Source organism: Pseudomonas sp. MF09150, from assembly GCF_059862355.1.
The window spans coordinates 1,506,827-1,519,095 of record NZ_JCBCUS010000001.1; the positions used below are offsets into that span (position 1 = coordinate 1,506,827).

General features: G+C 58.9%; 10 protein-coding genes, 1 tRNA gene and 2 pseudogenes. 6 read left to right on the top strand and 7 right to left on the bottom strand.

Annotated elements, in window-relative coordinates; translation table 11 throughout:
• The first annotated feature begins 25 nt into the window (after positions 1–25).
• Together AC19YX_RS06735 and AC19YX_RS06740 are read left to right on the top strand one after the other, a co-directional pair.
• Entirely contained in the window at positions 26–1,222 is a 1,197-nt protein-coding gene (locus AC19YX_RS06735; RefSeq protein ID WP_500605956.1) for an amino acid aminotransferase, read from the top strand.
• A gap of 123 nt (positions 1,223–1,345) precedes the next feature.
• A complete protein-coding gene (locus AC19YX_RS06740) occupies positions 1,346–1,543 on the top strand; it encodes a hypothetical protein (protein ID WP_078471254.1) in 198 nt (65 codons plus the stop codon).
• Positions 1,544–1,548: 5 nt separating this feature from the next.
• Here the strand turns inward: AC19YX_RS06740 and AC19YX_RS06745 are convergent, their stop codons facing one another.
• Positions 1,549–1,782, bottom strand: a complete 234-nt coding sequence (locus tag AC19YX_RS06745) for a hypothetical protein (protein ID WP_078471253.1) — start codon at positions 1,780–1,782, stop codon at positions 1,549–1,551.
• Between the two features lie 267 nt (positions 1,783–2,049).
• Between AC19YX_RS06745 and AC19YX_RS06750 the strand changes: the two genes are divergently transcribed.
• From AC19YX_RS06750 to AC19YX_RS06765, 4 genes and pseudogenes are all read left to right on the top strand, one after another.
• Positions 2,050–2,125 (top strand) — tRNA-Asn (locus AC19YX_RS06750).
• A 161-nt stretch (positions 2,126–2,286) separates the two neighbouring features.
• Complete coding sequence (locus AC19YX_RS06755) at positions 2,287–3,609, top strand: tyrosine-type recombinase/integrase (RefSeq protein WP_020302255.1); 1,323 nt, start codon at positions 2,287–2,289, stop codon at positions 3,607–3,609.
• A 912-nt stretch (positions 3,610–4,521) separates the two neighbouring features.
• A pseudogene (locus AC19YX_RS06760) lies at positions 4,522–5,492 on the top strand (integrase domain-containing protein).
• Positions 5,489–5,790: pseudogene (locus tag AC19YX_RS06765) on the top strand (hypothetical protein). The pseudogenes AC19YX_RS06760 and AC19YX_RS06765 overlap by 4 nt, the downstream one beginning before the upstream one ends.
• A gap of 16 nt (positions 5,791–5,806) precedes the next feature.
• Here AC19YX_RS06765 and AC19YX_RS06770 read toward each other — a convergent pair.
• From AC19YX_RS06770 to AC19YX_RS06795, 6 genes are read right to left on the bottom strand one after another with little or no spacing between them, the layout of a single operon-like run.
• Complete coding sequence (locus AC19YX_RS06770; RefSeq protein WP_500605957.1) at positions 5,807–6,244, bottom strand: hypothetical protein; 438 nt, start codon at positions 6,242–6,244, stop codon at positions 5,807–5,809.
• 10 nt (positions 6,245–6,254) lie between these two features.
• Entirely contained in the window at positions 6,255–7,088 is an 834-nt protein-coding gene (locus AC19YX_RS06775; RefSeq protein WP_020302259.1) for an enoyl-CoA hydratase/isomerase family protein, read from the bottom strand.
• Between the two features lie 37 nt (positions 7,089–7,125).
• A complete protein-coding gene (locus AC19YX_RS06780; protein WP_020302260.1) occupies positions 7,126–7,860 on the bottom strand; it encodes a nitroreductase family protein in 735 nt (244 codons plus the stop codon).
• The gene (locus AC19YX_RS06785; protein WP_020302261.1) at positions 7,860–8,780 is read right to left on the bottom strand and encodes an alpha/beta hydrolase family protein; all 921 of its coding nucleotides are present in this window, start codon (positions 8,778–8,780) and stop codon (positions 7,860–7,862) included. Before AC19YX_RS06785 ends, AC19YX_RS06780 begins: the two co-directional genes overlap by 1 nt.
• Positions 8,777–10,468, bottom strand: a complete 1,692-nt coding sequence (locus AC19YX_RS06790; RefSeq protein WP_500605958.1) for an AMP-binding protein — start codon at positions 10,466–10,468, stop codon at positions 8,777–8,779. The genes AC19YX_RS06785 and AC19YX_RS06790 overlap by 4 nt, the downstream gene beginning before the upstream one ends.
• A gap of 12 nt (positions 10,469–10,480) precedes the next feature.
• The gene (locus tag AC19YX_RS06795; RefSeq protein WP_115486828.1) at positions 10,481–12,256 is read right to left on the bottom strand and encodes an acyl-CoA dehydrogenase family protein; all 1,776 of its coding nucleotides are present in this window, start codon (positions 12,254–12,256) and stop codon (positions 10,481–10,483) included.
• Positions 12,257–12,269 lie beyond the last annotated feature (13 nt).

Genomic DNA, 12,269 nt, shown 5'->3' on the forward strand with positions numbered 1-12,269 from the left:
CACTCCATTCAGAGCCGCCGTAAAAATGAGCCTGTTCTCCGCTGTCGAAATGGCACCACGCGATCCAATCCTGGGCCTCAACGAAGCATTCAACGCTGACACCCGTACCAACAAGGTCAACCTGGGGGTCGGTGTTTACTGCAACGAGGAGGGGCGAATTCCACTCCTGCGCGCCGTTGTCGAAGCCGAGACGATTCGCGTAGCCCAACACGCTTCCCGGGGCTACCTGCCGATCGACGGTATCGCTGCCTACGACCAAGCCGTGCAAAAACTGCTGTTCGGTAACGATTCGCCGCTGATCAGCACTGGCCGAGTCATCACTACCCAGGCCGTTGGTGGCACGGGTGCCCTGAAAATCGGCGCTGACTTCCTCAAGCAGCTGCTGCCCAATGCCGTAGTCGCCATCAGCGATCCAAGCTGGGAAAACCACCGCGCGCTGTTCGAAACCGCCGGTTTCCCGGTGCAGAACTACCGCTACTACGACGCCGCCACCCACGACGTTAACCGTGCCGGCCTACTGGAAGACCTCAACGCCCTGCCCGCCCAGTCCATCGTGGTGCTGCACGCCTGCTGCCATAACCCGACCGGCGTCGACCTGAGCCCGGCCGACTGGAAAGACGTGCTGGAAGTGGTCAAGGCGAAAAACCTGGTGCCGTTCCTCGACATGGCCTACCAGGGCTTTGGCGATGGCATCGACGAAGACGCCGCCGCCGTGCGCCTGTTCGCCGAATCGGGCCTGAACTTCTTTGTTTCCAGCTCGTTCTCCAAATCGTTCTCGCTGTATGGCGAACGTGTTGGCGCGCTGTCGATCGTCAGCGAGTCGAAGGAAGAAAGTGCCCGCGTACTGTCGCAAGTCAAACGCGTGATCCGCACCAACTACTCCAACCCGCCGACCCACGGCGCCAGCATCGTCGCCGCGGTCCTCAACAGCCCGGAACTGCGCGCCCAGTGGGAGCAGGAACTGGCAGAAATGCGCCTGCGCATTCGTGGCATGCGCATGCAAATGGTCGACATGCTGGCCAAGGCCGCGCCGCAGCGCGACTTCAGCTTCGTCGGTCGCCAGCGCGGCATGTTCTCCTACTCCGGCCTGACCGTTGAACAAGTGACGCGTCTGCGCGGCGAGTTCGGCATCTATGCCCTGGACACCGGCCGCATCTGCGTCGCCGCGCTGAACCAGAACAACATCGAAGCCGTGACCAAGGCCATCGTGCAGGTGATCTGAGTCCAACCCGGCAACACCAAAAAGGGGAAGCCAATCGGCTTCCCCTTTTTAGTCCACACTACGCTCACCTGTAGAAGCCGGCTTCTACCACGATCCGCCTCCTCTTCCCTGTCGAGAATGCCTATGAAAAACGATGACCTGCGGGCAGACCGCGACGAGCTTGACCATTTCATCCCACGCCAGCAAAAGCGTGAAAAAAGCCTGGTACTGCAAGTTGCCCTGGGAGTGTTTCTCGGCGGCCTGGCGCTGTGGCTAGTGCAATTGGCTGCCACCACACTGGCCGCCAAGTTCATGCTGGGCACCCTCACCTTCGGCGGCTGAGAAACTCAGCCAGCCAGTTCGGCGGCACGCTGGCTGGCAGCGTCGTCAAAGGCGACATACAAGGATTCGGCAACCTGGCTCTTGATCGCCTTAGCGCTTTCCAGGCCCAGGACAAAACCCTCGGCCTTGCCCCCGGCGCGATTCAGATCCTCGGCGGTGCCGGCCTGGGTAATGGCGTCCCACAACTTGCTGGCCTGTGGACCTACGCCCTTGGGCAGGCTGATCTGGTCGATGCTCATGCGAACACCTCCCACAGGGCGCAGGAAATGGCAGGTGCAACGGGTGAAACCATGAAGCGGGTCATAAAGCGTACCTTTGCGGCTTGAGGCCGGCAGCGCGTGAAACCACTTCCGGGGCGCCATGGTAGACCGCTACCGCCGTTCTGGTAACCGCCAACTGCCGATTGACCCTTAACCGCCGCGCGCGCGACGGTTGACACCCCTAGCACCGACAAAATCGCTTCTCGCGCTTGACTTCTCTTTTCCAATCAGTAAGATACGGCGCATTCCGCGATAGCTCAGTTGGTAGAGCAAGTGACTGTTAATCACTGGGTCCCTGGTTCGAGTCCAGGTCGTGGAGCCAGACAAGGTTCCAGAGAAGGCTTTCAAAATCTCTGAAACCCCCGAAAACCCGCCTTCTGGCGGGTTTTTTCGTTTTGGCGTTCTGTCGGATTCCGGTGGATACCAGCCATTTTAAGGGTAGAGTTTGGGATAAAGGTCAGTTCGATAAAAGGGAGTACCCTTATGTCGCGCACTACTGCTCCACTCTCCGACGCCGCTTGCCGTTCGGCCAAGCCCACAGACCGCGCCTACAAGCTTTTCGACGGCGACGGCCTTTACCTTCTAGTCCAACCCAATGGCCGCAAAGGCTGGCGTCTCAGATACGTCAAACCTGATGGCCGGGAAGGACTGACCTCATTCGGCAACTACCCCATCGTTGGCCTCTCGGATGCGCGCCGCAAGCGCTTGGAGGTCAAGCGAATGCTGGCGGATGGCATTGACCCTATAGGAGCCAAGCACCAAGCCAAGACGCAAGCCCTAATCAAAGGCCGCACCTTTGAAAGCGTTGCCCTCGGCTGGCACACGGAAATGTCAGCCAAGTGGGCACCGGACTATTCCAAGACAGTGATGAGTCGCCTCAAAACTCATCTCTTCCCGCTGATCGGCGCCCGCGCCATTGTCGACCTTGATACCCACGACCTTATGCGGCCCCTGGACGCGATTAAGAAGCGCGGAACGATAGATATTGCTTTAAGGGTACAAAACTACCTGCAGAGCATCATGCGCGAGGCAAAGCGCCTCCGGCTTATCACCGTAAACCCTGCTTACGACCTCGTAGGCTCGATCAAAGCCTCGCGGGTCGTCCACCGCCCCGCCTTATCCTTATCGCGCTTGCCTGAATTGCAGGAACGGATCGACACCTATAAAGGCCGCGCACTTACCCGGCTGACGGTCTTGCTGTCGCTGCACGTGTTTGTACGCTCCAGCGAGCTGCGCTTCGCCCGCTGGAGCGAGTTCGACCTCAAACGTGGCGTCTGGGAAATACCCGACACGCGACCAGCGTTGGAAGGCGTACCCTTTTCCACAAGGGGTACGAAGATGGCAGGCGATATCCATCTTGTACCCTTATCGCCGCAAGCGATCGCCCTGCTCGAGCAGATCCACGCAATCACAGGCAAATTTGACTTGGTGTTCGCAGGCGATACCAAGTCTTGGAAACCAATGTCCGAAAACACGGTGAACAGCGCGCTTCGGAAGATGGGGTACGACACCAAATCCGAGATCTGTGGGCATGGGTTTCGTTCGATGGCCTGCAGCGCACTGATCGAGTCAGGCTTGTGGACGGACACAGCCATCGAGCGGCAGATGAGCCACAAGGAACGCAACAACGTCCGCGCCGCTTACATCCACAAGGCCGAGTTCATCGAGGAGCGCAGGCTGATCATGAACTGGTGGAGTCGCTACCTTGAGGCTAATCAGCAGAAGCATGTCAGCCCACGCGAATTCGCCAATCAGACGGGTGCCAATGTCACTCGCCTAAAAGCAAAACGTGGCGCAACTGAGTAAGCGCTCGGTCCTCATATCTCAGTGATCCGTTTGTCCACGCGGGTCCATCCAAACAGGGCTGCAAAGCCGCCCTGTTTGGATGGACCTCACTTAAAAAATCTAAAGCCCACGCAATTGTCTGTGGAAAACCACTGATTTCCATTAGTGGATAATTTCATCCACAGCCGCAGAACTCCCGAAAATTCGAGCCTTGACCCTAATTCTCCACAGGCGTAGAAAAGGTCGGGCAAAGCGCTGTCGCTGACAGCAACCCAGGTAGCCAGAACCTTTAAGGCTACGCCACACCGTGGTGGTTCTCCCAAAGTGCGATTAGCGTCCGGCGGCTCGCACGGTCACTCACCGAGTGATGGATGCCTACTTTTACCAGTGTGCCCACTGCGGCAACTCATACCCTTTTATAGCTGCCCTGCAGCAACCTATTCGCTTGGCCATTTCATTGCGCCAACCTGCGCCCGTCTCTTTCTCCCGGAAAGAGACGGGCGCTCCTACCGCTGCTGCAGCCCAACTCGTACAAGGCTTTGCGGCATTCCCCCTCGTGACAATCGGCGTGACAAACACCGAAGTCACCAGCAACAGCGATGCAGATGATGGTGCCGCAGCCCAAGGAATGGGTTGCACCTGACTGACAGTCAGGCATGCCCCGGTCATCTCATCACTGCCTTCACCCGACTCAGGATCTCGCGGCGCTGGTCTCGTCAGCCAGTGCAGCCTCCACCCGCCCACTTCCTCGGAAGTGCTCAGGAGGTCAGATCATGAGATGCCCAAGCTCCCGGTCGTAAGGAGCCGCCAGTCCCGCGTGAGTGGACAACCCTCACAGGCCGCAGGGGCCTTGATCCCTGATAACACTCAACATTCTTGGCGGGATGACGTGGGGAAGGTTTTAAAAGTATTGGCTTCGAGAGGCGTTCGATCATGGCACTGGTGGGCAGGCGAGATGGACGCAATTTTGGCTATGGCCGGCAACTGAGTTATGCCGGGCCGCAGGCATTGCGCGATCTATTTGGCGGCGGGCATTACGGGACCGTCAAGGCGCACAGTGATCGCTGGCAGGCGTTTGTACGCTGGTGTCGCTCGGAGGATGGGCCAGGGTTTAACGATGCGCGGCAGATTGATCGGCAGACCTTGCTGGACTACGCCGGACATCTGCGCCAGCACGTTGAACAAGGCGCTATCGGCATCGCCACCGCGCAAAACCGGTTGTCCAGCGTGAACCGAACGATGGCTGCGCTGCGCGGTGATCAGTATGTGAAGGTGGCGAGTCCGAGCAAGGCGTTGGGAATGCGGCGCACCAGTGTTCGTCGCTCGGTGCCGCAAGGCCAAGACCGCGAACACGTGAAGCGGGTCGTAGACGGGCTCTGCGGACATCAGCAGTCGCGCGCCGCCTCCATCGCGCAGTTGGCGCGAGCAACCGGTATGCGCTTACGCGAGGCGATTTTGGCCGACCTTCCCCGACTACAACGGGAAGCCGAGCAACTCGGGAGGATCAACATCCAAGACGGCACCAAAGGTGGCCGATCCGGCGCCTCGGCCCCTCGGTGGATGAGCACATCCTCGACGCACTGGCATTCGCCCTTCAAGTCTCGCCTGACGGTAGCCGCAACCTGCTTGCAGCGAATGAACGCTACCTCGATTTCCAACAGGTAATCGTTCGCCCCGCACGGGAGATTCTCCATGCGCACAACCTCAAGGGTTTCCACGAATTGCGGGCGACCTATGCGTGCAAACGCTATGAGCAAATCACCCAGCATCCTGCACCCATCAACGGTGGCAGCTGCTACCAGCCCGACCGACACCTCGATCAGGAGGCCCGAGCACAAATCAGCTATGAGCTGGGGCACGGTCGTATCGACGTAGTTTCGGCTTACATAGGGGGCCGAGCATGAGTAAGGCATTCGATATGGAGTTGTTCCTGGCGGGCGGGTCTCATACCACACGCCAACGCCACCTGCGTCAGCGAAGGCTATCCAAACAGCAATAGCTGATCGCTGGCGACGCGACAATCCATGGACTTGGCAGCAAAAGCATCTCGCATGGTTCCTATATCACCATATGAACCAGCACGCTGAATCGACGCGCTATTACTATCTGCTGACCGTGCACTTGCTTGCTCATCGTCTAGGAAAGTCCTGGCAGTTCAACCGCCAAACAAGGGCCAACAACCGGCCAAAAACGAACCTTTGAGCAGGGTATCAAGATGTCAGCGAAGTACCGTCAGATAGACACCACAGGCTAGTGCCACCAGCCCAGCCGGGATGGCCAACAAGGAGATCTGGTCGATCATCTTTGACTGATAAATGACATCGGCGAGGTCGTCTGTCTCTGCGGATGCACGTCGCTTCAGTACGGGCACAAGGCACAGTGCATTGCCGAGAACAGCGATGCCTCCTGCCACAACTTTTAGGGCATAAATTCCGTCGGAGCGCGCAGGCTCGATGAGCAGCAATCCGGTCACCAGCACCACGCTGAAGGCGGGCATCTCGAAGAACAGATCGATCTGGCTGTGCAGCCTGGCGACTGTGAAGCCCTGACTCCGACTCTGTGCTCGGGTGCGTTCAAGCAGGTACTCGACCGCTACGACGCCCAGCCAGAAGGCCACGGCGAAAAGATGTAGTTGAAGCAAAAGGTTAAATCGCATGGTGTTCTCCTCAGTCCCTGATCAAACCTGGCGTCTTAGTTGGCGCATCGGAGCGTCTGTCGGGATGATCGCGCTCAAGAAAGCGACGCAGCCCCTCGCGGGTCTCGGGTTGATGGATGGAACGGTTGAAACACTCCGCCTCGATGCGCAAGCCCTCAGACAGGGGTTGGCCATAGCCGCGGATCGCGGCCTCCTTGTCCCCGCACATGGCGGGTTGAGGGAGGGCACAGAGGAATTTGGCCAGTTCCATCGCACGCTCCAGTGAGCGCCCTTTGGGGACCACTTCATTGGCCAAGCCGATGGTGAGGGCTTCAGAGGCCGAGATGACCTTGCCTGTCAGGATCAGCTCCATTGCCCTGCCCAACCCCACGATGCGCGGCAGGCGTTGGCTGCCGCCATCGGCCAGGCCAATGTTCCAGCGGCGACAGGTCACACCGAAGGAGGCGTGCTCCTCGGCGATGCGCATGTCTGCGAAGCAGGCCCATTCCAGGCCGCCGGCGTAGGCAGCGCCATTCACAGCAGCGATCACGGGCTTGTAGATGTCCGTCCAACGGCTGGGTCCGAGAATACCCGGGCGCTCGCCGCGGTCGTGCGCAGCAATCTCGTCCGCGGTGGAAGGCACCAGGTCAAATCCTGCCTCAAGGTCTCCACCGGTACAGAAAGCTTTGTCGCCGGCACCAGTGATGATCGCAACCAGAGCACTCTGGTCATCCCGGAAACGTGTCCAGGCCTCCACCAGCTCCAAGTGGGTGGTTGGCCCAATGCAGTTGCGCTTGTCTGGGCGATTGAAACGGATGACCCTGATAGGGCCGTGTGTCTCGTAGTCGATTTGGGTAAAAGCCATGGCAGCTAGCCCTCTTGTTATTGTTCTGTGCGGATGATCAATGCCACGCCACGCGCTGATTGAGCGGGAAGCGCAACCGTGGGTTGTAGACCGCGCGTTCTCCGGGCATCCCGACCGCCAGCAGCATGACTGGGATTGCGCCTTTCGGAACGGGCAGCACCTGCTTCAGACGCTTCTCATCGAAGCCCTCCATGGGGCAGGTGCTGTAGCCGTGGCTCTGGAACGCCAGCATCAGGTTCTGCGCCGCCAGCGCTGTCGACTTCACGGCCCAGAGTCGCATCTGTTCCAGGCTATTGGGCGTGCGCATGACGGGGCGCCTGAAGCCCATCAGCCTGACCATCTGTCGTTTGAGCAAACCGCGCCAACCCAACCAGCCTTGGTTGTACTGGAATGGGGCGCTGTTCTTGTAGAAATGCTCAATCGCCTTGGGCACAGCGGGTTCTGGCCAAAGCCTGAGTACATCGGCACATGCCTGTTCCCAGGTGTTCGAATGTGCGAACACGGCAATGATCAGCGGTGCTTTCGCAGCGCTCTGGCCCAAACACACAGGCTGCAGTTGTTGCAGGAGATCGGGATTGCGTACGACATGAAAAGACCAAGGCTGCAGATTACATGAGCTAGGTGCCAGCATTGCCAGCTCCAGGCACTCCTGGATAACCGCCTTGGGCACCGCTTCGGCCGTGAAATGTCGCACTGCGCGCCGACTTTCGACCAGTGAGCGGAATACCTTGGCAGATGCAGAAAACTCTGTGCGTGGCGCGGTGGTGCTCATCAGCGGCATCCCGTGCCAGCGCGACTTTGCGTCGTTGTACTGTTGCTCTGCGCCGCAAACCAGTTGAGCACCTCGTCCCAGGCATCCGTAGCTGAAGCCCGGAAATACCCCATGTGACCGATGGGGTGCTTTTTCGTCTCGGGATGGAGATCACGCGTCAGCAACGGAGCATTGCGATAACCCTTGAGGAAGGCGTCTCGCGAGGCAGGAGGCGCCCATGGGTCATCCACCGCATTGGCGAAGACGCAGGGCATGCGGACTTCGGCATAAAGGCTGGCGACCGGAGCCATTGAGGGATCGTCGAAAAAGTAATGGGGGTGGGCACACCAGCGCCGCCAGTCTTTATAGACACCCAGTGGCAGGTCATCGCCCATCCCCAGCATGCTCCAGGCCATGTAGCCCTTGTACGCGACGATCAGCGGCAGAACACAAGACCACAGCAGGCGAACTTTGAAGGCTTCAAGCCTGGGCATCCACCCGGCCCATCCGGCGCCAGTACCGAAGCAATAGGCAGAAGTGATCTTGTGATGATTGGGCAGCAAGCCCAGAGCATGCCCACCAAAGGAGTGGCCGACCCAGAACAGCGGAGTCCTGCCATCGTCCATGTGCTCAACGGCTGCTGCCAGATCGCGAAAGCCCCAGTCCAGGTAGGACATCTCGAAACCTTTCAGGGATGTGGGCCTGGACTCTCCGATACCTCGGTAATCGACAGTCAGGACGTTGAAGCCTTGTTTACTGGCATGCTCGGCGAAGCGGCGGTAGAAACGCTGTTGCACACCGGTCGCACCGGCCATGATCAGGTTGCCCTTCAGATTGCCCTGTGCTGAATAGTGGGTGGCGGCGAGGCGGTAGCCGTCGTCGGCCACTAGCGTCAGTTGATCAATCACCGAGAAGGTGGCGGCTGAATTAGGCAGAGTCATTCAGAGCACTCCTGCTGTTCTGCGCCAACCAGTTCTTTTCGGAGAATCTTGCCCACATTGCTCTTGGGCAAGTCGTCTCGGAAGATGATGCGGCGGGGACGCTTGTAGCTGACCAGATACTTTTCGCAGTGTGCGATCACGTGGGCCTCATCCAGATAGGGTTGGCGACGAACGACGTAGGCGATGGGTATTTCTCCGGCCTTCTCGTCAGGAGCCGGCACGACCGCCGACTCCATCACCCCGGGGTGAGCATTCAGAACTCGCTCGATCTCCGAAGGGAAGACTTTGAATCCCGAGGAAATGATCATTTCCTTCTTGCGGTCGACCAGGCGCAGATAGCCGTCCGGGTCGAAGAGACCGATGTCCCCCGTGCGGAAGAAGCCATCGCTGGTGAATGCAGACGCGTTTTCTTCGGGCCGTCGCCAGTAACCGGCCATGATGGCGGGGCTGCGCACACATATCTCGCCGGCACCGACGGTGACCTCGTCGTCATTCTCGCTTCGTAGGGAAATTTCAATTCCCGCTACTGGCAAACCTACCGAGCCGGGGCGGGAGCGTCCGGCCGGGTTGCAGGAAATCAGTCCGGTTTCAGTCATACCGTAGGCTTCGGTGATATGGCAGCCAGTGATCCGGTGCCAGAACTTGGCCGTGGACTCGCTGACCGGCATGCCCGCACCGAGGCAGAGAGCGAGGTCCGTGAAGTCCTGCGAGTGAAATTCTTCGTTCTCCAGGAGCGAGTTGTAGAGGGTGTTGACGCCGGGGAAACTGCTTATGCGGTGCCGGGACCACTCTTTGACAAACGCCGTGGTATCGCGTGGATTCATCACCAATATCGCTTTACCGCCTTTGGCCAGGGTGAAGAGCAGATTGCCCAGGCCGAGAATGTGGTAGAGCGGCACCGCGAGCAGCAACACGTAATCCGGCTCGGCCCTGCCTAAAAGATGCGGACGCAGAGCCGAATGCTGTTGGCCAACGTTGAACAGCAAAGCCCGATGACTGATGGGCACTCCTTTGGGCTGCCCTGTAGTGCCACCGCTATAGAGTATGAAGGCCGTCTGCTCGGCTGTAATGGGCGCGCGTCGACTTAGTTTGGTCGCACGAGTCGCTACGACCTTGCGCCAGTCGACGGCTCCTTCTATGCGGGTGAACTTACTACCCAAGCGTCGATGAGCTAACCAATTAACCAATGACCGTCGCCAGCCTAGTTGATCACCTGGGGCGACTTGCACAGCAATACTTACACCGGCCTTGAGCATGGCCTGCTGGACACCCTGGCCCATGGGTTCGAAGAGAAATACGGCTTTGACTTCACTGTCCTTGAAAACCTGCGCCAGCTCCTGCGGCGTATACAAAGGGTTCACACAGACGGCGATCAAACCCGCCCGGATTATTCCCAGGCACGCCACCGGATGGGCGAGCATGTTCGGCAAAGCGACTGCAACCCGAGCTCCCGGTTGCAGCCCCTGGTTGATCAACCAGGTCGCTACCGCAGCACTCAGATTCTGTAATCGCTCGTAGCTTATGTTGGCACCCATTGCCGACAGGGCCGGGGCTTTAGGCGTTTTCATAGCGCTACGCTGCAGCAGCTCTTCTATGGTGCAAACCCCAAGGTCAGCAAGCTCGCTGCCACTCTGCGGGGTACTGACTAACTTCAGTTTCTCATTATCTTTTTTATTTGAACGATTCATCTGTGGTCCGCCCTAGCAGAGTTGGATCTGTTCGAGCAGCCCAAGACGCGATGCATTGCGCTTCAGCTTTTCGATAAGTGAAGGAACACGTACTTCGGCTTCGGAAAAATACAGACGGGCCAGAGCAGGTTTGCTTCTGAGGAATTCTTCATCAGACGTTGACGGCGCGACGGCATCCGCGATCCATGCCCACAAATAGCCAAAAACAACGGTACCCAGCAGTTCAAGGAAGTCCGGCGCAACCAAACCCACAACGTCCCGGTTGAAAACCGTATCGACCGATAGTTGCTGAACCAATGGTTCGAACTCGGTCCCCCATGACGCCAAGGTCGTGGCGACCCCTTCCAGTCCTGGACGCTGGCGCAGACGCTCGGCTAGCGCGGGGATGTGGCTGAGGAAGATCCCCAAGCGCTGTCCCTGATCGCTCAGAGTCTTGCGCCCTAGCAAGTCCAGAGACTGGATGTAGTTCGTGCCTTCATAGATCGGACAGATGGCCGCATCGCGCAGCAGCTGCTCCATGCCGGTTTCGACGATGTAACCGTGCCCACCGAACAGCTGGAGAGCGGACGAGATATGTGTACCCGCGTGCTGAGACAGGTAGCCCTTGACGATGGGGGTCAACAACTCTGCCAGCTGTGAGGCCTCCTTGCGTCGCGCGTCATCCGGGTGGCAACGCGCTTCATCAAGCAGGGTGCCGACCCAGGCGCAGAGCAAGCGTGCTGGCTCAATAAACAGCCGCTGCTGAACAAGGCTCGACTTGACGCCAATATGACTTAACAGAGGGTCAGCGGGTTGATCGGGGTGCGTGGCACCATTCAGCGCGCGGCCTTGCAAGCGCTCCTGGGTATAGCGCAGCGCGTTTTGGTAAGCGACCTCGGCCAGACCTACGGTTTGGACACCGACGGCGAGCCGTGCGCTGTTCATCAGCAGGAACATGCAGGCAAGGCCACGGTTCAATTCGCCGACGCGGTAGCCCCTGGCATTCTCGAATGCCAGGGCGCATGTGGCGTTGGCACGAATGCCATGCTTGTGCTCAAGCGCGATGACCGACACCCCGTTGGCTGAGGCAGGAACCTCCAATTGGTATTTCGGCACGACGAATAGGCTGAGGCCGCCAGTACCTGCCGGGGCCCCTTCCGTTCTGGCGAGCACCAGGTGAACGATGTTCTCGGTCAGGTCGTGATCGCCGTTCGAGATGAATATCTTGGTTCCACTCAGGAGGTAGGAGCCATCCGACTGCGTGACTGCAGTCGTGCGAATCAGACCAAGATCGCTGCCAGCCTGAGGCTCGGTAAGGCACATGGTGCCAAGCCATTCGCCACTGGCAAGCTTGTCGGAAAACAGGGATCGAACCCGCTCATCGCCGAATCGGTCGACACAACGGAGAACACCTTCGCGCACGTTGGCGAAAATGCTGAAAGACAGGTTGGTGGAGGCGAGCATCTCGTCAAAGAAGACACCTGCCGTTCCTGGGAAACCTTGCCCCCCAATGGACAGTGGGACCGTCAGGGCGGGCCAGCCGTTCTCCTGAAACAGGCGGTAAGCTGACTTGAAGCCCTGTGGGGTTTTGACCCCACCCTGTTCAAGCCTGCAACCCTCGGCATCGCCGCTGCCGTTCAAGGGCAGCAGTTGCTCTTGGGTGAGCTCGGCACCGACCTCCAGAGTGGCCTTGAACAGGTCGACGTCGATATGGTGGTGCTCTGGCAGCAGAGGCAACAGCTCTGAAAGTCGAAGAACCTTGTGAGCGAGGAAGTTGAACTCCTCCAGTGGTGCTTGGTACTGCAGCATCTCTTGCCCCTGC